24 protein-coding genes and 1 pseudogene are annotated in these 20,836 nt (G+C 62.0%); 16 read left to right on the top strand and 9 right to left on the bottom strand.

Features of this window, described 5'->3' with window-relative positions:
- Positions 1-47: 47 nt before the first annotated feature.
- The gene (locus tag GGR30_RS05190; RefSeq protein WP_343066470.1) at positions 48-422 is read left to right on the top strand and encodes a DUF2147 domain-containing protein; all 375 of its coding nucleotides are present in this window, start codon (positions 48-50) and stop codon (positions 420-422) included.
- A 37-nt stretch (positions 423-459) separates the two neighbouring features.
- Here GGR30_RS05190 and GGR30_RS05185 read toward each other — a convergent pair whose 3' ends face one another.
- Positions 460-2,286: an SLC13 family permease gene (locus tag GGR30_RS05185; RefSeq protein ID WP_183483225.1), complete on the bottom strand. Its 1,827-nt coding sequence runs from the start codon at positions 2,284-2,286 to the stop codon at positions 460-462.
- 627 nt (positions 2,287-2,913) lie between these two features.
- Here GGR30_RS05185 and GGR30_RS05180 point away from each other — a divergent pair.
- Complete coding sequence (locus GGR30_RS05180; protein WP_183483223.1) at positions 2,914-3,972, top strand: DUF2778 domain-containing protein; 1,059 nt, start codon at positions 2,914-2,916, stop codon at positions 3,970-3,972.
- 282 nt (positions 3,973-4,254) lie between these two features.
- Here GGR30_RS05180 and GGR30_RS05175 read toward each other — a convergent pair whose 3' ends face one another.
- From GGR30_RS05175 to GGR30_RS23525, 3 genes and pseudogenes are all read right to left on the bottom strand, one after another.
- Positions 4,255-5,142, bottom strand: a complete 888-nt coding sequence (locus tag GGR30_RS05175; RefSeq protein ID WP_183483221.1) for a 2-hydroxy-3-oxopropionate reductase — start codon at positions 5,140-5,142, stop codon at positions 4,255-4,257.
- Between the two features lie 45 nt (positions 5,143-5,187).
- Positions 5,188-5,841 (bottom strand): annotated as a pseudogene (locus tag GGR30_RS05170) (aldolase/citrate lyase family protein); the annotation flags it as partial.
- A gap of 12 nt (positions 5,842-5,853) precedes the next feature.
- Positions 5,854-5,979 (bottom strand): hypothetical protein, encoded by a 126-nt coding sequence (locus GGR30_RS23525; protein ID WP_281378103.1) that lies wholly within the window; start codon positions 5,977-5,979, stop codon positions 5,854-5,856.
- A 200-nt stretch (positions 5,980-6,179) separates the two neighbouring features.
- Here GGR30_RS23525 and GGR30_RS05165 point away from each other — a divergent pair, with 200 nt between their 5' ends.
- The 5 genes from GGR30_RS05165 (at position 6,180) to GGR30_RS05145 (ending at position 11,627) form a co-directional block, all read left to right on the top strand.
- Positions 6,180-7,787 (top strand): IclR family transcriptional regulator domain-containing protein, encoded by a 1,608-nt coding sequence (locus GGR30_RS05165; RefSeq protein WP_183483218.1) that lies wholly within the window; start codon positions 6,180-6,182, stop codon positions 7,785-7,787.
- 403 nt (positions 7,788-8,190) lie between these two features.
- The gene (locus GGR30_RS05160; protein ID WP_183483216.1) at positions 8,191-9,168 is read left to right on the top strand and encodes a Bug family tripartite tricarboxylate transporter substrate binding protein; all 978 of its coding nucleotides are present in this window, start codon (positions 8,191-8,193) and stop codon (positions 9,166-9,168) included.
- A gap of 66 nt (positions 9,169-9,234) precedes the next feature.
- A complete protein-coding gene (locus tag GGR30_RS05155) occupies positions 9,235-9,714 on the top strand; it encodes a tripartite tricarboxylate transporter TctB family protein (RefSeq protein WP_183483214.1) in 480 nt (159 codons plus the stop codon).
- Positions 9,714-11,240 carry a tripartite tricarboxylate transporter permease gene (locus GGR30_RS05150; RefSeq protein ID WP_183483212.1) on the top strand — a complete coding sequence of 509 codons (1,527 nt, stop codon included), beginning with the start codon at positions 9,714-9,716 and terminating at the stop codon, positions 11,238-11,240. The genes GGR30_RS05155 and GGR30_RS05150 overlap by 1 nt, the downstream gene beginning before the upstream one ends.
- A gap of 243 nt (positions 11,241-11,483) precedes the next feature.
- Complete coding sequence (locus tag GGR30_RS05145; protein WP_183483210.1) at positions 11,484-11,627, top strand: DUF1127 domain-containing protein; 144 nt, start codon at positions 11,484-11,486, stop codon at positions 11,625-11,627.
- Between the two features lie 189 nt (positions 11,628-11,816).
- On the opposite strand, the gene hslU is transcribed toward GGR30_RS05145, so the two are convergent.
- The 5 genes from hslU to GGR30_RS05120 form a co-directional block, all read right to left on the bottom strand.
- The gene (gene hslU, locus GGR30_RS05140; RefSeq protein WP_183483208.1) at positions 11,817-13,124 is read right to left on the bottom strand and encodes an ATP-dependent protease ATPase subunit HslU; all 1,308 of its coding nucleotides are present in this window, start codon (positions 13,122-13,124) and stop codon (positions 11,817-11,819) included.
- Between the two features lie 13 nt (positions 13,125-13,137).
- Positions 13,138-13,638, bottom strand: coding sequence for a GNAT family N-acetyltransferase (locus GGR30_RS05135; protein WP_183483207.1), 501 nt, complete (start codon positions 13,636-13,638; stop codon positions 13,138-13,140).
- Positions 13,628-14,185, bottom strand: a complete 558-nt coding sequence (hslV, locus tag GGR30_RS05130; RefSeq protein WP_024709125.1) for an ATP-dependent protease subunit HslV — start codon at positions 14,183-14,185, stop codon at positions 13,628-13,630. The genes GGR30_RS05135 and hslV overlap by 11 nt, the downstream gene beginning before the upstream one ends.
- Before the next feature lie 99 nt (positions 14,186-14,284).
- Positions 14,285-14,725: a DMT family transporter gene (locus tag GGR30_RS05125; protein WP_183483206.1), complete on the bottom strand. Its 441-nt coding sequence runs from the start codon at positions 14,723-14,725 to the stop codon at positions 14,285-14,287.
- Positions 14,722-15,216: a DMT family transporter gene (locus tag GGR30_RS05120; RefSeq protein WP_183483205.1), complete on the bottom strand. Its 495-nt coding sequence runs from the start codon at positions 15,214-15,216 to the stop codon at positions 14,722-14,724. Before GGR30_RS05120 ends, GGR30_RS05125 begins: the two co-directional genes overlap by 4 nt.
- Positions 15,217-15,448: 232 nt before the next feature.
- Between GGR30_RS05120 and hisB the strand changes: the two genes are divergently transcribed.
- The 9 genes from hisB to coaA are packed head-to-tail and all read left to right on the top strand — an operon-like array spanning position 15,449 to position 20,833.
- Complete coding sequence (gene hisB / locus GGR30_RS05115) at positions 15,449-16,057, top strand: imidazoleglycerol-phosphate dehydratase HisB (RefSeq protein WP_183483204.1); 609 nt, start codon at positions 15,449-15,451, stop codon at positions 16,055-16,057.
- 11 nt (positions 16,058-16,068) lie between these two features.
- Positions 16,069-16,527, top strand: a complete 459-nt coding sequence (locus GGR30_RS05110) for a DUF2628 domain-containing protein (protein WP_183483203.1) — start codon at positions 16,069-16,071, stop codon at positions 16,525-16,527.
- A gap of 5 nt (positions 16,528-16,532) precedes the next feature.
- Positions 16,533-17,183: an imidazole glycerol phosphate synthase subunit HisH gene (hisH, locus tag GGR30_RS05105; RefSeq protein ID WP_183483201.1), complete on the top strand. Its 651-nt coding sequence runs from the start codon at positions 16,533-16,535 to the stop codon at positions 17,181-17,183.
- A gap of 56 nt (positions 17,184-17,239) precedes the next feature.
- The gene (locus GGR30_RS05100) at positions 17,240-17,425 is read left to right on the top strand and encodes a hypothetical protein (RefSeq protein ID WP_183483200.1); all 186 of its coding nucleotides are present in this window, start codon (positions 17,240-17,242) and stop codon (positions 17,423-17,425) included.
- A gap of 29 nt (positions 17,426-17,454) precedes the next feature.
- Positions 17,455-17,964 (top strand): hypothetical protein, encoded by a 510-nt coding sequence (locus GGR30_RS05095; protein WP_183483198.1) that lies wholly within the window; start codon positions 17,455-17,457, stop codon positions 17,962-17,964.
- 20 nt (positions 17,965-17,984) lie between these two features.
- Positions 17,985-18,719: a 1-(5-phosphoribosyl)-5-[(5-phosphoribosylamino)methylideneamino]imidazole-4-carboxamide isomerase gene (hisA, locus tag GGR30_RS05090; RefSeq protein WP_183483196.1), complete on the top strand. Its 735-nt coding sequence runs from the start codon at positions 17,985-17,987 to the stop codon at positions 18,717-18,719.
- Positions 18,716-19,498 carry an imidazole glycerol phosphate synthase subunit HisF gene (hisF, locus tag GGR30_RS05085; RefSeq protein ID WP_183483194.1) on the top strand — a complete coding sequence of 261 codons (783 nt, stop codon included), beginning with the start codon at positions 18,716-18,718 and terminating at the stop codon, positions 19,496-19,498. The genes hisA and hisF overlap by 4 nt, the downstream gene beginning before the upstream one ends.
- A 16-nt stretch (positions 19,499-19,514) precedes the next feature.
- The gene (locus GGR30_RS05080; protein WP_183483192.1) at positions 19,515-19,838 is read left to right on the top strand and encodes a phosphoribosyl-ATP diphosphatase; all 324 of its coding nucleotides are present in this window, start codon (positions 19,515-19,517) and stop codon (positions 19,836-19,838) included.
- Positions 19,835-20,833 (top strand): type I pantothenate kinase, encoded by a 999-nt coding sequence (gene coaA / locus GGR30_RS05075; RefSeq protein ID WP_183483190.1) that lies wholly within the window; start codon positions 19,835-19,837, stop codon positions 20,831-20,833. The genes GGR30_RS05080 and coaA overlap by 4 nt, the downstream gene beginning before the upstream one ends.
- The last annotated feature ends 3 nt before the right edge of the window (positions 20,834-20,836 follow it).

The following is a 20,836-nucleotide window of genomic DNA, read 5'->3' as shown; positions in this document are numbered from 1 at the left end:
GTCCGCTCTTGCGTATCTCTTCGTAGCGTTATGTGAGGAGAACGAAAGTGACCAGCAGAACCGGACTATTGTTTGCCCTGCCATTGGCGGCTTTGCCCTGTCTTGCCGAAGCGTCCGAGCTCACGGGCGTGTGGGCGCGCGGCGACGGCAAAGCGCAGGTGCGCGTTGACCGCTGCGGCGATGATCTCTGCGCCACCAATATCTGGGTCAAGCCCGGAACGCGCCACGAGAAGGTCGGAGACAAGCTTGTCATGGATGTCGAGCCGGTTTCGCAATCGCGCTATGAGGGCAAGGCCCGCGATGTCCGGCGCGGACTGACCTATTCCATGGAAATCTCGCTTGACGGCGCGGCAATGCGCACGCGCGGCTGCGTGCTCGGCAAGCTGATCTGCAAATCCGCCGACTGGACGAGCATGAACTGAGGCTGTCAAACAGTGCCGAAGGCAAGTCGAAGCCGCCTCAGAGCCCGTAATACCATGGGGCCAGAAGCGAGAAGGCGATGGTGATGATGGCGATCAGCGGCAGGCCGGCGCGCAGGAAGTCGCCGAAACCGTAGTGGCCCGGACCCATGACCATGAGGTTGGTCTGATAGGCGATCGGCGTGGCGAACGAACAGTTTGCCGCATAGATGACGGCGGCCGCGAAGACTTCCGGCGGCGCCCCGATGCGCCGCGCCATGTCGAGGGCGATTGGAATGAACAGCGCGGACGCGGCATTGTTCGACAGCACATTCGTCAACAATGCGACGCCGACGAACAGACAGGCCAGAATGATTGGCGCGGACGTTCCGCCGCCCAGCCCGACGATGCTTTCGGCGATCAGCCGCGCACCGCCGGTTGCCTCGAGCGCTGTGGCCATGGCGATCGATGCCCCCACGAGCAGGAAAATCTGGCGGTCGAAGGCGCGCGCCGCCTGCTGGAAGGTGAGGCAGCCGAACACGATCATCAGCAGCGCGCCCGCCACGGCGTTGACCACCATGGGCGAAAGCCCGGTGGCCGAGAAGATGACGATGGCCGCAAACAGAGAACTCGCGATCAGCGCCTTGTCTCTCGGCGGCACGCTTTCGGCCGAATGTTCAAGGAGCAGCAGGTCGTGATTGCCGCGCATCGACATGATGTCGTCTTCATGGCCGCCGATCAGAAGCGTGTCGCCGGCCTCGAACCTCAGCTGCGCCAGCGGCGCGCGCGCCATGCGACTCTTGCGCCGGACGCCGAAGACGGTGACGTTGAAGCGCTGCTGGACGCCGCTGAAACGGACTGAACGTCCCTCGAAAAGCGATCCCGGCGCAATGACGGCCTCGGCCAGATGGTAATGCGGCCCCACCTTTCTTTCCGTTGCCGGAATGGTTCCGTCCGGCGGCGCCGACAGGCTGATCTCGCCCTTGGCCAACATGTCCATGAAGGCCTTGCGCGTCCCTGTCATCTGCAGCCGGTCGCCGGCACGAAGCGTCAGCCCGTCATCATAGGGCGGCAGCAAGACCGTGCCTTCACGGATCAGCGCATGCAGCGCCATCGGCGTCAGGTTTGGAAAGAAACCCGAGCGCGCGCTGTCGCCGACGAAACGGCTGGAAGACTGCAACACGATTTCGCCCAGAAACTGTGTCCCCGAGCTTTCAAGCCCGGATTTCTGCTCCGAACGCTCGCTGCCAAGAATGCGGGGCAGGACGAAAAGCACGTAAAGATAGCCGATCCCGGCGAGGATCATACCCATGCCGGTGATTTCGAAAAAGCCGATCTCCAGGCCTTCCTTGGCAGCCATGCCGGCGGCGATCAGGTTGGTGGACGATCCGATCATCGTCGTCATGCCGCCGAGAATGGTGATGAAGGAAAGCGGCATGAAGATCTGGTAGGCCGGCAGGCGGAAGCGGGCGGCAAGCGATGTCAGCACCGGGATGAAGATGACCACGACCGGCGTGTTGTTAAGGAAGGCGGAGGTGATGCCGGCGACAACGAGAATGATGGCGATCGAGAGGCGCGGATTGCCGCCATACATCCGGCCGATCCGGTTGGTGACCCCTTCCAGCGCGTCCGTCGCGAACAATCCCTTGCCGACGATCAAAAGTGCCAGAACGGTGATCAGAGCCGGCGAGGCAAAACCGGACAGGAGCGCCTCGGGCGTGATCGCCTGCCCGCCTTCCGGCCGATAGGGAAAGGTGCCGAAGAGGACGAGAAGCAGCGCAATCGCCGCAAGCGATATATTCTCGATCGGAAATCGGTCGAGCGCATAGAGGAGAATCGTTCCGGCGATAATTGCCAGCGTGGCGTAGAGATGGAAGTTCTCAACCAAATCGAAGCCTCATGGCCGAAAATGGATCAATGCGCGGCCAACCGGCTCCAGGCAGGCCAGACTTGTCAAATCGGTCCGCGTTTTGTTATGCAATCAGCGGTCTGAAAATAGCCGGCTTCAGGCCGGTCGGGCGGATATTGAACGCAAACAGGACCCGCCGCAAGTCTCGGCATGCCTAGGGCGGATTGAATTCCCGGTGTTTTCCGCGCTGCCCATTCCTCGGCCATGAGGCTTGGAGGCCGTTTTCCCGTCGCGGCCGTATTTTGTCCCTTTTTTGCAAATACCGGCAGGTTGGACGAAAACTGACGCGAACGTTAGCGTCCTTACGGGATCATTCGGATAACGAAAGGCATCTGCATGAAAGCGGATTTTCTCGCGGCTTCCTTGCCACACAATAAAGCTCAATGTCTGAACGCGCCCGGGAGCGGAAAGGTTCCAGGCGCGGGGCGCCGAGCGATGATCGCGAAGCGGACGGGTTCAGGGCCGGGTAATGAAAAATTTACCCTGAGTGCAGTAATTTACCGGCTGAGAACAGACACACCGTCTTTGAGTAATGCGTAGGAAGTGTGCCTCGTGACGTCGAGAAAGTATCGAAATTCGTCCATTCGCGGCGGCGGCAAAAGCCGCATGACCCGGCTTGCAACGGCGGCCGCCTTCCTGCTCGTGACAGGCGGCGCGATCGCGATGATCGCAGCTTCGCCGATCATTTCGGCAACGGTCGCCAAGCCGCAGCTTTCCTCAACAGCCGGGCTTGGCCTGACGCTCAACCCGGCCTTCAAGACACCCGAACGTGCCCAGAGCGCCAAGGTATCGCGGCTTCTTGCCGCCCGCGAAGGCCAGGCCCGTGCCAAGGGGCTGAAGGCCGAGGATGTGCGCCTGTCCTATCTCAAGCCGAAGCTTGAACGGAGCGGCCAGACGGCGCTCACTGTCCTGCAGCGCAAGATGGTTGCCGAACAGATTGCCGATAATGCCGGAAGCGAGATCGCTCTTGCCGGCGTACCGCCGGAACTGATGCCGAAGGCGCTTTCAAGAACGCCGGGCCCGGCCACGATCGCGCCAAGCACGGCGTTTGCCGCCGTTTCCCCGGGCGGCGGCGCGGACGACAGTGCGGGCGGGGCTTTCAAGCTCGTGCTGCAGGGTGCCGATGACTCGCGCCTTGCGCCCGGCGAGGTTCCCACGCCGGAGAAACGTCCGGCAGGCCTGACACTTGCCTATGCCGATTTCGGCCATGACGGTCTTGATGGCATTTTCGGCGAAGTGCCGGAACGCACATCGAAGGTGGCGGTCTATGATATTGCCGCCGGCAAGGTCTACATGCCAGACGGTGAGGTGATGGAGGCTCATTCGGGCCGCGGCAAGTACCGCGACGACCCGAACCATACCCATGTGAAGATGGCCGGCGCAGTGCCGGCGGCCACCTACAGGCTGTCGATGCGGGAATCGCTGTTTCACGGCGTTCCGGCTTTGCGCATGACCTCGGTCGACGGCACCAATCCGCTGGGGCGCACGGGCATTCTGGCTCATACCTACATGCTGCGCACGCCTGGCGATTCCCATGGCTGCCTCGTCTTCAAGGACTATTACAAGTTTCTGAAGGCCTATCGCGAGAACGAGGTCGACTACATCGTCGCCGTGCCGAGTCTCAGAAAGGGTCTCAGCACCCAGCTTGCCAGCCGCGCGAGCTAGAGCGCCGTGCATCCGTTCGGATGTACAAAGGACACTCTAACCTATTGAATCTACGCATGGTGCTTTCCGAAAACCGATTCCGATTTTCGGGCCGATGCTGTAGGTCCCGTCAGGCTTCAAGATCCCGGATGTACAGCACGGGGCCCGTGTCGAGATGGCGCGAAGTCGCCGGTTGGGAGGTCACCCGGCCGCGGAGCGAAAAAAAACGGGAACCGCGCATGGCGGGTTCCCGATGGTTCTCGGCAGGTGTTCTTGCGCGGCCAGCTCGGTTGCGAAGGCCTGTCAGTTCTGGCCGATTTCGAAATCCGCCAGAAGTTCGAGCGCCCTGACCATGGCGGAATGATCCCAGCCGCTGCCGCCGCGGGCGGCGCAGGCGTTGAAGAGTTCCTGGCAGGTTGCCGTGTTCGGAAGCGAAAGTCCCATCTGGCGACCGGCGCTGAGCGCCAGGTTGAGATCCTTCTGGTGCAGATTGATGCGAAAGCCGGGGTCGAAGGTTCGGTTGATCATGCGCGCGCCATGGAGCTCCAGGATCTTCGACGATGCGAAGCCGCCGGAGATCGCTTGGCGTACCCGTTCGGGATCAACGCCGGCGCGCGCGGCAAATAGAAGCGCCTCGGCGACGGCCTCGATATTCATGGCGACGATCATCTGGTTGGCGACCTTGGCCGTCTGGCCGGCGCCGATCGAGCCGACCAGCGTGACATTCTTGCCCATGATCTCGAAAAGCGGCCGGACCCGTTCGAACACCTCGTCTTTCGCGCCGACCATGATCGACAGCGTGCCCTCGCGTGCGCCGACTTCGCCGCCTGAGACGGGAGCATCGACATAGTCGCAGCCGAGGGCCGCGATCCCGGCCGCGTATTCCTTCGTCTCCACCGGAGAGATCGAGCTCATGTCGATAACGGTCTTGCCTGCGCTCAGGCCCTCGGCCGCGCCGTTTTCGCCGAACAGAACCGCGCCGACATCTGGCGTATCCGGCACGATGCAGATGAAGACCTCGCATTTCTCTGCCGCCTCCCTTGAAGAGGCGCAAGCCGTGACGCCCTTGGCCGCAAGGCTTTCGGAAAGCGGCTTGCGGTCATAGGCGAAAACTTCGTGCCCGGCATCCGCTAGCCGCCCGGCCATCTGGGTGCCCATGATGCCGAGCCCGACGAAACCGATCTTTGTCATCGCTGATTTCCCTTCAGATTGTCATTTTCGTAATAGACCGGAGCCTTAGCTTCGCGCTGGCTTGAACCGGTCGAAGAGAGCCTGGGTTGCCGAGCGGAAGGCGCCGAGATCGGAGCCGACGGCGACGAGGCTCGCGCCCATTTCCAGATATCTCCGGGCATCGGCCTCCGCCGGCGCCAGAATGCCGGATGCCTTGCCATGCTGCGCGGCAACCGAGAACACATGGGCAATGGCGTTCTGGACTTCCGGATGCGAGGGAGCGCCGAGATGACCGAAGCCGGCCGCCAGGTCCGAAGGGCCCACGAACAGGCAGTCCACGCCGTCAACGGCGGCGATCTCGGCTGCAGCCTCAACTGCCTGCGGGCTTTCGATCTGTACCAGAACGGCGATATTGTCGTTGACCAGTTCCATGTAGTCGCGCACCAGGCCGTAGCGGTTGGAGCGTTGCGAAACGGAAACGCCGCGCACGCCCTTCGGGGGGTATCGGGTTGCGGCAACGGCTGTTCGCGCCTCTTCCGCCGACTGCACGAACGGGATCAGAAAATTGAAGAAACCGTTGTCGAGCAGGCGCTTGATGATCACCGTGTCGTTCCATTGCGGACGCACGACCGGCGCCGACACGCTGTCCTTCAGGGCCATCAATTGCGGGATCAGGGTCAGCACGTCATTGGGCGCATGCTCGCTGTCCAGCAGCAGCCAGTCGAACCCCGCTCAGCCGAGAACTTCGGTGGTGATCGGGCTCGCAAGCGCCGACCAGCAGCCGATCTGCACCTTGCGGTCCAGGATATTGCGGCGGAACTGGTTCGGAATACCCCTATAGGGTGCGTCATCCGACATGGCTGATCCTTTCTCCTCCTGAGACGTCGTCGGCGGAGATGTTTCGGCCGCCAGCGTGCCGGGAAGATTCTCCCAATTCGGCAGCCGGTCAATCACGATCTGGGACAAGCCGAGGGGATTGTTAAATTTCGGTGTATATGTTTCACATTGTGAGATTGATGGGTTGGCGATCATCGGATCGGCCATGCTTGGGGGTGAGGATGACGAAACAGGGCGGCGACGAGAGAAGAACGGTTCAGGGCGCAGGCTTGCTGATGAAGGCCTGCGACATTCTCGATCTGGTGGGCGCATCGCCGGGCCGCTGGTCCGTGAGCGAGCTCGTGGACGAGACAGGGCTTTCCAAATCGACTCTTTATCGCATCGTGTCGGCTCTGATCGCGCGCGGCTTCCTGCGCAATGCGCGCGACGGCCAGAAACTGCTGCTCGGTTTTCACTATCTTGACCTCGCCCAGAATGTCTGGGCGGAGCAGGATCTTGCGGCGATTGCTGCCGACGAGCTGCGGCGGCTGCGCGAAATGACCGGGGAAACGGCCTATCTCGCGGTTCTATCCGGCAACCAGATGCTGTCGCTCGCAAAATCCGTCGGCGCGCATGAGAACAGCTCGACGGCGGCGATGGGCAAGGCGAAGCCGGTCTATGCGACCAGCCAGGGCAAGGCGTTTCTGGCGTTTCTGCCCGACCGGCAGGTGGACCATATCCTGTCCACGCTGCGTTTCGAGGCCATAACGCCCTACACGATCACTGATTCGAAAACCCTCAAGTTGAGGCTCAACATCATCCGCCAACGCGGTTTCGCGGTGGATGATCAGGAGAATATCGCCGGCACAAGATGCATCGGCGTCCCGCTTCTGGATGCCAGCGGTCAGCCGCTTGCCGCCATCAGCGTTTCCGGGCCGACCTACCGCATGACCCCGGAACGGGTCGAACAGCTCGCGCCGGATCTGATCGCGGCGGGCCAGCGCCTGAGCCTGTTGATACAGGCCCACAAGGCCAAGGCGGATGCGCCGATCCGCGGTGACATCATGGCGGTCGGGGAGGCCTGCTTCCATGGCGGCTGGCCGGTCTGGGCGTCACGCGAGAACTGCCTCTACTGGGTCGACCGTCTGGCGCCGGCGGTCTACGCACTGCCGGAAGGCGGCTCGCCCGTTCTTGTCGGCCGGCCGCCGGCTCCCGTCGACCATGTCGTTCCGGCCCGCAGCGGCGGCATCGACCTCGTTTGCGACGGAAACTGGTGCCACATTGGTCTGCAGGAGGAGTGCCGGCGCACCGACAAGCCGCTTTCCGGGCTGGAAACCGCTTTCGTGCGCGGGGCCTCGGGCGCTTTGTGGACTTGCCGCCGCGAAGGCGGCCGTTCGCGGATCGGCCGCCTGTCCTCTCGCGGCGCTTTCGCCGCGGAATGGACCGTCGGCCATCCCGTTGCCGCCATGGCCTGGGCCAAGGATGGCAAGACGCTTTATGCGCTCAACCCCGAGGAAGGCATCGTTTACGCGCTCAAGCGCGGCCGCGAGACACCGCTCGTGCTCAGCCGGGTGCCGCGCGGTTCGGGGATGCCTTCGGCCCTTGGCATCGATCGTCGCGGTCGCATCTGGGTCGGATTGCGCGATGGCTGGAGCGTTATCCGGCTCGACGAGGGAGGCGACATCGAACAGGTGATCGCCCTGCCGGTGCCGCGCCCCAGCGGCCTCGCCTTTGGCGGGCCGGACGGCGCTCGTCTGTTCATAACGTCCGAACGGCTCGGCGTCGGACGCGACATCCTCGACAATGCCCCGCTGTCCGGCCAGCTTCTGGTGCTCGAACTGGAACGCTGACCCGTTCGGCGCCGGCAGATCCGGCAATACGGCCGGGTTTTGCGTTTGCCATACCGAAGATTCCCGCATTGTAAGACGAAATACGGCTGAAAAGCGGGCGCTGGTGCGATCCATGCAAGGTTGCCTAAATCGGAAATAATAACAATAAAACAATAGTTTATGTAACAATAAATGGCAAATTTCGCGCACTGAGGACGCCCCATGAAGTGGGATTCACTGCCATTATGCCGCTTATCCAGGTTGTCAGAAATCCTTTGCTCCATATAGTAATATTTCAGTTCGCCTTTACGTTGTAGCATCTCTTCCGCGGTTCCGGAGGGCGGGAATTGTGGTGCTGCTTCAAAGGGTTATCTGGGATTGCCTGACAGAGGGTTTCTCTGTTGCTTCAAGTGGAGGAAATCGAATGACAAGACTTCAACTTCTGGGATCGGTCGCTGTCCTTGCGGCATTGCTTTCGCCGGTTGGCGCCTTGGCGGAGTATCCGGACCGGGACGTCCGGGTGATCGTGCCGTGGGGCGCGGGCGGGGGCACGGACGGCATCGTGCGCAAGATCACGAACATCGTCGACGAACAGGTCGATGGAGGCTCGTTTTACGTCGAGAACATCGAGGGCGGCATCAGCGCTACCGGTATCTCGCAGCTCATGAAGGCGAAGCCCGATGGCTACACGATCGGCGCGCTCACCTATGACAGTGTCATCACGGTGCCGTGGCAGGGCCTGCTGCCGAGCTACAATCTCGACAAGCTGAAACTGTTTGCCCGCATCACCAGCGAGCCCGATGCGGTCATCGTCGATGCCACGTCGGACTACAAGACGATCGAGGATCTGATCGCGGCTGCCAAGGCCAATCCGGGCGAGATCCGCGTCGGGGTGCAGAACCTTGGCGGACGTATCCATCTGACGCTTCTGCAGTTCCAGTCCCTGACCGGCACGGATTTCAAGATCGTGTCCTATTCGGGCGGAACGGCCGGCCAGAAAGAGGCGATCCTTTCCGATGAACTGGATGTGGTGATCACCAGTCTCGGTGATTTCTCGACCCTGATCGACGACGGCACCGTGCGCGGGCTTTTGGAATTCACCAAGGCGCCGAACCCGACCTATGACGTCCCGACCTCAGAAGAAGCCGGCATTGACCTCGTAAACGGTAGCTTCATCCTTCTGGCGGCTCCGGCCGGCACGCCCGATGACATCATCTCGACGCTCGAGACCGACTACAAGGCGGCCTATGACAGCGACGAGTTCCAGAGCTGGGTCGCCAAGACCGGCGTTACGCCCGATTGGCTCGGCGCCGCGGCGGTAACGCAGTGGGTGGATGAAACCCAGAAGGCCCTGTTCGATGAGATGAACAGCCTCGTCGAAAGCGGCGTGATCACGAAGTAAGCTTCATCCGCAACCGACCTGATGCGCCGGGCGCTTGTCGCCCGGCGCCATTCACGGGAGATTTCCATGGCTGATCTCAGGCGCTACACCGGCGCCGGTTTTGTCTTCCCGGTGTTGTTGTTGTGTGCGAACACGATCTATCTTTCGGCAACCCTCAATATCCGGATGATGTTCGGCAGCGAAGGCGCCGTCGGCCCGCGCGGCCTGCCCTATGTTGCCTGCGTGCTGATGTATGTGGCGCTGTTCATTGTCCTCTTCCAGGAGTTCAGGAAAAGGGAGCCGCGCGGCGAGGCCAGCCTCAAGTCGCATATCCGTCCGGCCGGCGTCGTGATCGCCACGGCGGCCTATATCTTCATGTTTCAGAATCTCGGATACGCGGTCTCGACGCTCCTCTATGTGGGCGCCCTGTTCATCATCTTCAGGTTCGAGCTGAAAAGACCTCTCCTGTTCCTTTTCTATGACATCCTGGTCACCGCGGTTTTCTACGCCCTTTATGCCGGGGTCTTCAGTGTCCGCCTGCCGACCCTGACGGGGAGCTTCATCTGATGGACACGTTGCAGACCTTCGCCGGCGGCTTCCTGCCGCTGCTCGACCCCTATATCCTCGGCTTCATGGTCGCGGGCTTCCTGATCGGCACGTTCTTCGGCGCGATGCCCGGCCTGACATCGGTGCTGGCGATCGCGCTCCTGCTGCCGATCACCTATTCCATCGATATCGTCCCGGCGCTGGTCATGAGTGCCTCGATCTTCATGGCGGGGATGTATTCCGGCAGCATCACCGCGACCACGATCAACATACCCGGCGCGCCGTCCTCGATGATGACGGCGATCGAGGGCAACAAGCTCATGCAACAGGGCAAGGGCGCCAATGCGCTGGGCCATGCGGCTCTCGGCTCGATGATCGGCGGCAGCCTCGGCGCGCTCGCGCTGATGGCGTTCATGCCGGTCGCGGCCCAGATCACGCTTCTGATCCGCACGCCCGGCAAGTTTTCCCTCGTCCTGTTTGCGCTCGTCGTCATCATCGCTGTCGACAAGGGGGCGATTGCCAAGGGCGTTGTCGCTGCCGTGCTCGGCATCATGCTGGCAACCATCGGCATCGATGTCATCCAGCCGATTCCGCGATTCAACTTCGGAACGGAAGTTCTCGTCGAGGGGATCGACATAATGCCCATCGTGATCGGCGCCTTCGCCGTTTCCGAAGTGCTGGTGCAGGCGCAGACCTGGGATCTCTCCCTGGAGAAGACGCTGGAAAGGGCCAAGTCGCTCAGGGTGCGGCGTCGCGATTTCATCCCCCCGCTTTCGGAAGTGCGCGAGATCGGCTTCCTCACCTATCTGAAAAGCTCGGTCATCGGCTATGCGATCGGCATGCTGCCGGGCGCGGGCGGCTCGATGGCGGCCTTCGTCTCCTATGCCACGGCGCGCGGAACCTCGAAAAAGCCGGAGGAATACGGTCATGGGTCCCGTCAGGGCATCGCCGCTGCGGAGACCGGCAACAACGCCATGTGCGGCGGGGCCTTCGTGCCGATGCTGATGTTCGGCATTCCCGGCGATCCGACCACGGCGGTCGTGCTTGGCGTGCTGGTGATCAACGGGCTTCAGCCGGGCCCCCGCCTTCTGGAGCAGCAGGCCGATCTGATCGCGCCGATGATCGCGTCGCTGTTCATCTCGGCGCTCATCCTCATTCCGCTGTCGCTCTTCCTGCTCGGGCCGTATTTCGTCAGGATCGTCTCGATCCCGAAGGGGCTTCTCTACAGCTCGATTGCCGTGGTGGCGCTGGTCGGCAGCTATGTGGCGACCTATTCAGCCTTTCAGATGGGCCTGGCCGTCGGCTTCGGCGTGCTTGCCTATGTCATGCGCAAGGAAGGATATTCCACGGTGTCGTTGCTGCTGGGCTTCATTCTGGGGCCGGACTTGGAACAGTATTTCCGCCGGTCGTTGTCACTCAGCGACGGGAATCCGATGATCTTCCTGACCAGTCCGGATAGCCTCTTTTTCCTGGCTCTGACCGCGGTGTTCACCTACGCGATCCTGTTCAGAAAGCGAAAGCCGGTCGATCTGAAAAGCCTGAGCTGACGGCAAGCGCCAGAACCATCCGCCTCCCCAGGCGCCGGTCCGGGTTTCCCGGGCCGGTTTTTTGCGCGCCTGGTCTGCTGAGCACAAGCCAGGCCGGCGTTTCGAACAGCCATGCGCCTTTCGCATGGCGGCCTTGGCGATACTCAGCTAGCTGGGGTCTTCAACCTGTCTATACTTCTCTTAAGAAATGCATTGGCCGAACCGCCGGTCAGGGCAAAACCGTTTCGCAAAGGTGAGAACAAGATGGGTATCGCACGTTCATTCAATAGCTGGATCAAGTACCGCCAGATCGCCAACGAACTGGAAGGCCTGAGCAATCGCCAACTCGCCGATCTCGGCATCGAGCGCAGGAATATCGACCGTGTCGCCGTCAAGGCCGCTCTTTGACCTTGCGCCGCCGCCCGGCGCCCGCCGGTGTGCCCTCCTGAAAGGGGGTCACGGATGCCGGTCGACGCGGACGCAGTAAATCGTCGCGCGGTTTCTCTTACCTTGCCGGGTTTCCGCGCCGTCAGACGGGAAGACGTGACGGCGCGTTTCTCGCTGATGTCGGACGTTTCCGCCTGATTGTAAGCGCTACTAGAGAATATAGCGCGACAGGTCCGTGTCGTGGGCGAGATCGCCGACATGCTCGCGCACATAATCGGAATCGATCATGATTTCCTGGCCGGACTGGTCGGGCGCGGTGAACGATATCTCGTCCAGAACCCTCTCCATCACCGTTTGCAGGCGTCGTGCGCCGATATTTTCCACCGTGGCGTTGAGATGAACCGCGACATCGGCAAGCGCGTCGATCGCGTCCTCGGTGAAATCGAGCTTCAGTTCCTCCGTTTCCATCAGCGCGCGATACTGGCGGATGAGGCTTGCCTCGGTTTCCGTCAGGATACGGCGGAAGTCTTCCTTGGTCAGCGCCTGCAGTTCGACGCGGATCGGCAGGCGACCCTGAAGCTCCGGAAGAAGATCGGACGGCTTGGAGACATGGAAGGCGCCGGACGCGATGAACAGGATATGGTCGGTCTTGATCGGGCCATACTTGGTGGCAACCGTCGTGCCTTCGACCAGCGGCAACAGGTCGCGCTGCACGCCCTCGCGGGAGACGCCCGCGCCCATGCGCCCGTCACCGGCGGCGATCTTGTCGATCTCGTCGAGGAAGACGATGCCGTCCTCCTGAACCAGCCGCAGCGCCTCGCGCTGGATCACCTCGTCATCGAGCAGCTTGTCGCTCTCGTCGCGGATCAGGTCCTCATAGGAGGCCTTGACCGTGGTGCGGACCTTCTTGGTCTTGCCACCCATGCCCTTGCCGAACATTTCCGACAGGTTCAAAACGCCGATATTGGCGCCCGGCATGCCCGGAATTTCCAGCCCCGGCATGCCCGAAGCGGTATCGGCGATCTCGATGTCGATTTCCTTGTCGTCCAGCTCGCCGGCGCGCAGTTTCTTTCGAAAGCTGTCGCGGGTCGCGGGCGAGGCGGTCTTGCCGACCAGCGCATCCAGCACGCGCTCCTCGGCATTGGCGTGGGCCTTGGCCTGCACTTCCTGGCGCTTCTTCTCGCGCACCAGAACGAGGCCGAGCTCGACGAGGTCGCGGATGATCTGCTCGACATCGCGGCCGACATAGCCGACCTCGGTGAACTTCGTGGCCTCGACCTTGATGAAGGGCGCCCCCGCGAGCTTGGCGAGGCGACGGGAAATCTCGGTCTTGCCGACGCCGGTCGGGCCGATCATCAGGATGTTCTTCGGCATCACCTCGTCGCGCAGATCGTCGGGAAGCTGCTGGCGGCGCCAGCGGTTCCTGAGCGCGATGGCGACGGCGCGCTTGGCGTCGTGCTGGCCGATGATGTGACGGTCGAGCTCGGAGACGATCTCGCGGGGGGAAAAATTGGTCATCTGTTATTGCTCCTCAAGGGTCGCGGGCCATCAGCAGCGCCGGACCGCTTGTCATGCTGAAGGTACCGAGCCGGACAAAGCCGGCCTTCTCATAGGCGCGGATCGCCGCCGCATTGTCGGGGTGCGGATCGACGAGGACGCGCTTGGCGTCTTTGTTCAGTGCCCGCTCCGCCATGGCGGAAACGAGCCTCGTGCCGAGCCCCTTGCCGATCATTCCGGCCGGGCCGATAAACTGGTCGATCCCGAATGTGCCGGCGGGCTGGTCGGCAAGGGCGGGTTCGTTTTCACGCTCCCCTTCGAGATCACAGAGCTGGATATAGCCAAACGGCACATCGTCCAGCAAAACAACGAAAGGCGAAACGGTCGGATCATCGATATGCGAACGCATCTGCTCGACCTGTCTCTCCGCCCTTTGCCACCACATCGCGACATGCGGCATCCGCAGCCAGCGGGCCATCAGTTCAAGGTCGCCTTCGCGAAGCGGCCTGAAACCTATGGTCCCGTCATGCGGCATCCAGCGTTTCCACGATGATATTGCCGTTGGTGTAGACGCAGATTTCCGAGGCGATCTCCATGGCGCGGCGGGCGACGACATCGGCGGGCTTGTCGCTGTCCATCAGCGCCCAGGCCGCCGCATAGGCGTAATTGCCGCCCGAGCCGATGGCCATGACGCCGTGCTCGGGTTCCAGCACATCGCCATTGCCGGTGACAGCAAGGGTAATATCCTTGTCGGCGACCAGCATCATCGCTTCGAGATTGCGCAGATATTTATCCGTCCGCCAGTCCTTGGCGAGTTCGACGCAGGCGCGCATCAGCTGGTCGGGATATTGCTCCAGCTTGCGCTCCAGCCGTTCCAGCAGGGTGAAGGCGTCGGCCGTGGCGCCGGCAAAACCGGCAATGACATTGCCCTTGCCGATGCGGCGCACCTTGCGGGCATTGCCCTTCATCACCGTCTGGCCGAGCGAGACCTGACCGTCGCCGGCCATCACCACCTTGCCGTCCTTGCGTACGGTGATGATCGTGGTGGCGTGCATGGTGCCGAAGGGATTGTGTTCGCTCATGATAGTCACCTCATTTGCGGGCTTCGCCAAAGCGCACAAAGCCCTGTCCGGCTTCCTATGTAGGCAGCCGTGCCACATTTGCAATCCGTGAAGGTTTGCTCAGCCGATCACTTGCGGTTTCTTGCGGCTCTGGGCGATGATCATGCCGACGAGAATGAGCGCCAGTCCTGCAAGCCTCAGAAGCGGCTGGCCCTCGACGCCTTCGACCACATCCATGACCGCGCTCATGAACATCTGGCCGCCGATGATCAGCACGGCCGTGTTGACGGCGCCGATCTTCGGGATGACCCATGAGCCCGCCGCCACGAAGATGACGCCGATGGGGCCTGCGAGATAACCGTAGAGCGGAACCTCGGATACGCTTGGCGGGATCAGCCCGCCGATGATGACGGCAACCACGCTGACGGTGATGAAGCCGACAATATGATTGTAGAACGAGGACACCATCGGCGAGGTGGAGACGCTGAGGCGCCCGTTGACCTGACGGCTGATGCCGACGAGAACGCCGGCGGCAACGGCAAAAAGGATCGGAAGGATCATGCCTGCGCCCCCCCTGACATGATGACGAGAACGCTGCCCGCCAGAATGAAGACGACCGCCGACAGATCCCTGAGGTCGAGGCGGCGTGCGGGAAGGCCGAACAGGCCCCACTGGTCGGCGGCGAGCGAAAACAGAACCTGGCCGCCAAGGCCGAGCGCGATCGCGCCCGACAGCGCCAGCGGCGAATTGACCGCGAGCGATGCGGCGACCACGGTGGCAGCACCAGAGACCCCGCCGAGATAACCCCACCAGGGCACGCGGATTTTTTCGGCCTTCGGAGCGTTCCCCTCTGCTCCAGATTTCCGGAAGTGGAGGAAGGCCAGAATGGCGATCGCGGCAAGCGTGCCGCAGCCATGGCCGGCCCAGGAGGCATACATGGGCGAGCCGTAAAGCGCGACGACCGCATTCAGATGGGTCATGACGGCCATGATGCAGCCGGCGGCAAAGGCGGCGAGGAAATAGATGAATGAGGGGCGAGGGGAGGAAGGCATGGGAGGGACTTTCCGGGAGGCATTCAGGCTTCCAGCCTGTAGCCGAGAAAGCACTGCATTGAAAGACGGAAGCGCCACTGAATGTTGCACCGCAACAAGAATTCGCCAATCGGGCTTTCAAATGTCAATCACCGGAGCCAGGCGGCGTGGCGCTCCCGCTTTTCTTTTGCGCTTGCCGGGACTGCCTGTTAAGTAACGGCGATACCGCATGTCATGGAGAGAGACGCAGAAAATGGCAGCCGAAAGCGAAGCCCGCCGCGCAGAACTCGCGCGCAAGACCAAGGAAACCGCCATTTCCGTGGCCGTCAATGTCGACGGTACCGGCGAGGCGCGGATTTCGACCGGGATCGGCTTTTTCGACCATATGCTCGACCAGCTTTCCCGTCATTCGCTGATCGACATGACGATCGAGGCGAAGGGCGATCTCCATATCGACGATCACCACACGGTGGAAGACGTCGGCATTGCAATCGGCCAGGCGCTGGCGAAGGCGCTTGGAGACCGCGCCGGGGTGACGCGCTATGCCTCGATCGATCTCGCCATGGACGAGACCATGACCAAGGCCGCGCTCGACCTTTCGGGCCGGCCGTTCCTGGTGTGGAACGTCACTTTCCCGTCGGAGAAGATCGGCACGTTCGATACCGAGCTGGTGCGCGAGTTCTTCCATGCGCTTGCCCAGAATGCCGGCATCACGCTGCATGTGATGAACCATTACGGCGCCAATAGCCACCATATCGCCGAGACCTGTTTCAAGGCCGTAGCCCGCGCGCTGCGCGCCGCCGCCGAGATCGACCCGCGCCAGGAAGGCCGCGTGCCCTCCACAAAAGGCATGCTCGCCTGAGAGGAGGCCAGATGGGAAGTTATCTCGTCCTGATCGCGCCCGGCGACAACGACCCGGAAAAGATCCGCTTCGTTCGCGATCGTTTCGCCTGGCTCGCCTTTCTGTTCGGCCCTTTCTGGCTTCTGGCGAACCGGGCGTGGCTTGCCGGTTTCATCACGCTTGGGGTTTCGATCGCGCTCGGCGTGGCGGGGTATTTCGAAAGCCTTTCGCTTGGCGCAAGCGCGGCCTCGCTCGCGCTCAACCTGTTGATCGGCTTCGAGGGGCGCGAATGGAAGGCGCTTGCCATGGAACGTCGCGGCTTCACGCCCGACGGCGTGATCGTGGCACCCGATCTCGAGACGGCGGAAGCAATCTATTTCTCCGGTCGGGACGAGCACCCGATTTTCACCGGCTTTGCTCCGGGCCCGGCCGTCAAACACGGGTCCATGCCCTCCGGTATTGGCCTGATGGACACCTATTCTGCAAGATGACGATGATGAAAGTAGCGATAATCGATTACGGCTCGGGCAATCTGCGCTCGGCTACCAAGGCCTTCGAGCGGGCCGCGCGCGAGGAAGGCCTCGATGCCGAGATCATCCTCACCGACAAGGCCGAGATCGTGGCAGGGGCCGACCGCATCGTGCTGCCGGGCGTCGGCGCCTATGCCGATTGCCGCGCCGGGCTGGATGCCGTGCCCGGCATGGTCGAGGCGATCCGCGAGGTGGCCGAGGACAAGGCCCGACCCTTCCTCGGCATTTGCGTCGGCATGCAGCTCATGTCCGAGCGCGGCCTGGAAAAGACCGTCTCGGAAGGTTTCGGCTGGATTGCCGGCGACGTGACCGAAATCACGCCCGCCGATCCTGACCTCAAGATCCCGCAGATCGGCTGGAACACACTGACGCTGAACACGCCGCATCCGCTGTTTAACGGCATTGCGACCGGAGAGGACGGGCTGCACGCCTATTTCGTCCATTCCTATTACCTGGCCGCCAAAAGGCCGGAACAGGTGATCGCCACCACCGATTACGGCGGCCCCGTCACCGCCTTCGTCGCCGACGGCAACAAGGCCGGCTCGCAATTCCACCCGGAAAAGAGCCAGACGCTCGGCCTGAAGCTGATCGCCAATTTTCTGACATGGGCGCCGTAGGGATTCCCATAGGTGAAAATTGCACCTATATTGAGACCTGAACGGGAGTTCCTACAATGGCGACACTGCAGAAGCAGGGCAAGAAAGACAAGGTCGTTTACTCGCTGCGTCCCTCCAAACCGGGACAGGCTACTTTTTCGGACGTCCGGCTGCCGGATGGCACGATTATCCGGCGCGTCGATGAATCCGTCCACCAGCGCGCTCTGGAAAACGCCGCGCGCGCTTTCAGAAAGCAGGGCTAATGCCGCCTGGCGCGCAAGACGCTGACGGGATGACTTCCGCTTCCGGCGTCTCCGCGAAAGATTACAACGAAGTTTTTGAAAGCTATGTCATCGAACTGGATGAGGCCGATGTCGATCTGGTCGGCCTCTTGGCCTACGCACTCTACAAGCGCCAGAAACGAGAATGGATTATCGGCTATCGTGCCCGCCACAACAATGAACGCCCCGACGACAAAGCGCTTGCGACCATAACTGAAAATTATCTCACCTCCGATATGCGCAGAACGCTGCGGGACAGGGCAGAGGACCTGCTGAGCAATTATGCGCAGGTTTATGTCGACGCAAGCGAACAGCAGATCCGGGAAATCGCCCTGAGCGGCGAGACCCTGCGCCAGGCCCAGGCAATCGAAGCCGCGATCACGCGAAAGAGCAGTTTTTGGTCTCAGGTCTGGACCGGGATCGTCGCAAGCTTTATTTCTGCCGGCATTATTGCCCTTGTTCTTCTTGCAGCCAAGGTTTCGGGTTCGCCCGTCCTCGACGCCTTGTTTCCTGCACAGTAAATCGCGTTGAAAGACCCTAAATGATCCTATTTCCCGCCATCGACCTGAAAGACGGCCAGTGCGTGCGCCTCAAGCTCGGCGATATGGAGCAGGCGACGATCTACAATCCCGATCCCGCCGCCCAGGCGAAAGCCTTTGAAGACCAGGGCTTTACCCATCTGCATGTGGTGGATCTGAATGGCGCCTTTGCCGGTGAAAGCGTCAACGGCGAGGCGGTTGACGCCATCCTGAAGGCGACGAAAAATCCGGTGCAACTCGGCGGCGGCATCCGCTCGCTCGACCATATCGAAAACTGGCTCACAAAGGGTTTGGCCCGCGTCATTCTCGGCACCGTTGCCGTGCGCGACCCGGAACTGGTTAAGGCGGCCTGCAAGGCCTTTCCCGGCAAGATCGCCGTCGGCATCGATGCGCGCGGCGGCAAGGTGGCGGTCGAGGGCTGGGCGGAAGCGTCCGAGCTTGAGGTGGTCGAACTGGCAAAACGGTTCGAGGGCGCCGGCGTTGCCGCGATCATCTATACCGATATTGACCGCGACGGCGTGCTGACCGGCATCAACTGGGACTCAACGCTTTCGCTGGCCGCCGCCGTCAACATACCGGTCATCGCCTCAGGCGGCCTCGCCTCGATGGACGATATCGCCCGCATGACCAGGCCCGACGCCCAGATCCTGGAAGGTGCAATCTCCGGCCGCGCGCTTTATGATGGCCGGATCGACCCCGCCGAGGCGCTCGAGATGCTGAAAGGTCTGCAATCATGACACTCAAAGCCCGTGTCATCCCCTGTCTCGACGTCAAGGACGGCCGTGTCGTCAAGGGAGTGAACTTTGTCGACCTGATCGATGCCGGCGATCCGGTCGAGGCGGCGCGCGCCTATGACGCGGCGGGCGCCGACGAGCTCTGCTTTCTCGACATCACCGCCACCTCCGACAATCGCGAAACGATCTTCGACGTGGTGACGCGGACGGCCGAGCATTGCTTCATGCCGCTGACCGTCGGCGGCGGGGTGCGGACCGTTGCCGATATCCGCAAGCTTCTGCTCTGCGGCGCCGACAAGGTGTCGATCAATTCGGCCGCTGTGAAGAACCCGGACTTCGTCGCCGAAGCGGCCGACAAGTTCGGCAATCAGTGCATCGTGGTGGCGATCGACGCCAAGCGCCGGACCGAAGCCCCGAAAGAGGGCGAAAGCGCCTGGGAAATCTACACCCATGGCGGACGCCAGCCGACCGGCATCGACGCCGTGGCGTTTGCGAAAAAGGTCGTTGCGCTTGGCGCGGGCGAAATCCTGCTGACCTCGATGGACCGTGACGGCACCAAGGCCGGCTTCGATCTCGAACTGACGCGGGCAATCGCCGATGCGGTTTCGGTTCCCGTCATCGCCTCGGGCGGCGTCGGCAATCTCGATCACATGGTCGAGGGCATTCGCGAGGGCCACGCGACGGCCGTGCTCGCCGCCTCGATCTTCCACTTTGGTACCTATTCCATCGGGGAAGCAAAACAGTATATGGCTGATCACGGCATCGCCATGCGTCTCGACTGAGGCGGGGAGGAAGGATATGTCGGAATTCACACTCGCCGATCTCGAGGCGATCGTCGCCGAGCGCGCCAAGGCCTCGCCGGAAGAAAGCTGGACGGCGAAGCTCGTTTCCAAGGGCCAGCGCAAGGCGGCCAAGAAGCTTGGCGAAGAAGCGGTCGAGACCGTTATTGCGGCGATTGCCGAAGACCGGGAAAACCTGACGAGCGAGAGCGCCGACCTGCTCTATCACCTCCTCGTGGTGCTGAAGATCGCCGACATTCCGCTGGCCGACGTTCTGGATGAACTGGCAAGGCGCACGGGCCAGTCCGGCCTTGCCGAAAAGGCGGGGCGCGCGCCTTCATGATCCAGGAGTTCGAGGACACGTTTCTGCAGGAAAATGCGGGCGAGACGCTGGCCGATCCGGTCTCGCCCTATCGCTTCTTTTCCGCCGAGGAGTGGTCGCGCTTTCGCGCCGACACGCCGCTGACATTGACGGCCGACGAAGTCCGCAAACTGCGTTCGCTCAACGACCCGATCGAGCTTGAGGAAGTGCGGCGCATCTATCTGTCGCTGTCGCGGCTCCTCTCCACCCATGTGGAAAGCTCGCAGATGCTGTTTCGCCAGCGCAGCCGTTTCCTGAGCTTCGGCAAGCAGGACAGCAAGACGCCCTTCATCATCGGCGTCGCCGGTCCGGTCGCGGTCGGCAAGTCCACCACCGCGCGTCTTCTGAAACAACTGCTCGCCCGCTGGCCATCGAGCCCCAAGGTCGATCTCGTCACCTCCGACGGTTTCCTGTTTCCCAATGCGGTTCTGGAAATGGAAGGGTTGATGCGCCGCAAGGGCTTTCCCGAAAGCTTCGATACGGCGGCGATCCTGAGATTCCTCTCCGCCATCAAGGCCGGCATGCCGAATGTGAAGGCGCCGCTTTATTCACACCTGACCTATGACGTGCTGCCCGATCACTTCACCACGGTCGACCGGCCAGATATCCTGATCTTCGAGGGCATCAATGTGCTGCAGGCCCGCAGCCTGCCCGCCGGCGGGCGCATGGTGCCGATGGTCTCGGATTTCTTCGACTTCTCGATCTATATCGACGCTGATGTTTCGCTCATCCACCACTGGTATATCGAGCGTTTCAAGAAGCTGCGCAACACCGCCTTCCAGGACCCCGCCTCCTATTTCCACCGCTATGCCCAGCTCTCGGAAAAGGACGCGCTGTCGACGGCGGAGGACCTGTGGAACAATATCAACCTGAGAAATCTCGAGGACAACATCCTCCCCACCCGCCCCCGCGCCGACCTGATCCTGCGCAAGGGCCAGGATCATCTGGTGGAGACCGTGGCGCTCAGGAAGTTGTGAACG

The sequence above is a fragment of the Martelella radicis genome, from assembly GCF_014196625.1.
GTDB classification, from domain to species: Bacteria; Pseudomonadota; Alphaproteobacteria; order Rhizobiales; family Rhizobiaceae; genus Martelella; species Martelella radicis.
This window is presented reverse-complemented; position numbering and strand designations above follow the sequence as displayed.

What these genes read in the sequence shown, in the direction of transcription:
- GGR30_RS05145 (WP_183483210.1), top strand. Translation starts at nt 11,484, where the DNA reads ATGGGTATCGCACGTTCATTCAATAGCTGGATCAAGTACCGCCAGATC.
- hisB (WP_183483204.1), top strand. Translation starts at nt 15,449, where the DNA reads ATGGCAGCCGAAAGCGAAGCCCGCCGCGCAGAACTCGCGCGCAAGACC.
- hisA (WP_183483196.1), top strand. Translation starts at nt 17,985, where the DNA reads ATGATCCTATTTCCCGCCATCGACCTGAAAGACGGCCAGTGCGTGCGC.
- coaA (WP_183483190.1), top strand. Translation starts at nt 19,835, where the DNA reads ATGATCCAGGAGTTCGAGGACACGTTTCTGCAGGAAAATGCGGGCGAG.
- GGR30_RS05120 (WP_183483205.1), bottom strand. Translation starts at nt 15,216, where the DNA reads ATGCCTTCCTCCCCTCGCCCCTCATTCATCTATTTCCTCGCCGCCTTT.
- GGR30_RS05125 (WP_183483206.1), bottom strand. Translation starts at nt 14,725, where the DNA reads ATGATCCTTCCGATCCTTTTTGCCGTTGCCGCCGGCGTTCTCGTCGGC.
- GGR30_RS05095 (WP_183483198.1), top strand. Translation starts at nt 17,455, where the DNA reads ATGACTTCCGCTTCCGGCGTCTCCGCGAAAGATTACAACGAAGTTTTT.
- GGR30_RS05110 (WP_183483203.1), top strand. Translation starts at nt 16,069, where the DNA reads ATGGGAAGTTATCTCGTCCTGATCGCGCCCGGCGACAACGACCCGGAA.
- GGR30_RS05155 (WP_183483214.1), top strand. Translation starts at nt 9,235, where the DNA reads ATGGCTGATCTCAGGCGCTACACCGGCGCCGGTTTTGTCTTCCCGGTG.
- GGR30_RS23525 (WP_281378103.1), bottom strand. Translation starts at nt 5,979, where the DNA reads ATGTCGGATGACGCACCCTATAGGGGTATTCCGAACCAGTTCCGCCGC.
- GGR30_RS05100 (WP_183483200.1), top strand. Translation starts at nt 17,240, where the DNA reads ATGGCGACACTGCAGAAGCAGGGCAAGAAAGACAAGGTCGTTTACTCG.
- GGR30_RS05150 (WP_183483212.1), top strand. Translation starts at nt 9,714, where the DNA reads ATGGACACGTTGCAGACCTTCGCCGGCGGCTTCCTGCCGCTGCTCGAC.
- GGR30_RS05135 (WP_183483207.1), bottom strand. Translation starts at nt 13,638, where the DNA reads ATGCCGCATGACGGGACCATAGGTTTCAGGCCGCTTCGCGAAGGCGAC.
- hisF (WP_183483194.1), top strand. Translation starts at nt 18,716, where the DNA reads ATGACACTCAAAGCCCGTGTCATCCCCTGTCTCGACGTCAAGGACGGC.
- hslV (WP_024709125.1), bottom strand. Translation starts at nt 14,185, where the DNA reads ATGAGCGAACACAATCCCTTCGGCACCATGCACGCCACCACGATCATC.
- GGR30_RS05180 (WP_183483223.1), top strand. Translation starts at nt 2,914, where the DNA reads ATGACCCGGCTTGCAACGGCGGCCGCCTTCCTGCTCGTGACAGGCGGC.
- GGR30_RS05165 (WP_183483218.1), top strand. Translation starts at nt 6,180, where the DNA reads ATGACGAAACAGGGCGGCGACGAGAGAAGAACGGTTCAGGGCGCAGGC.
- hisH (WP_183483201.1), top strand. Translation starts at nt 16,533, where the DNA reads ATGAAAGTAGCGATAATCGATTACGGCTCGGGCAATCTGCGCTCGGCT.
- hslU (WP_183483208.1), bottom strand. Translation starts at nt 13,124, where the DNA reads ATGACCAATTTTTCCCCCCGCGAGATCGTCTCCGAGCTCGACCGTCAC.
- GGR30_RS05160 (WP_183483216.1), top strand. Translation starts at nt 8,191, where the DNA reads ATGACAAGACTTCAACTTCTGGGATCGGTCGCTGTCCTTGCGGCATTG.
- GGR30_RS05080 (WP_183483192.1), top strand. Translation starts at nt 19,515, where the DNA reads ATGTCGGAATTCACACTCGCCGATCTCGAGGCGATCGTCGCCGAGCGC.
- GGR30_RS05175 (WP_183483221.1), bottom strand. Translation starts at nt 5,142, where the DNA reads ATGACAAAGATCGGTTTCGTCGGGCTCGGCATCATGGGCACCCAGATG.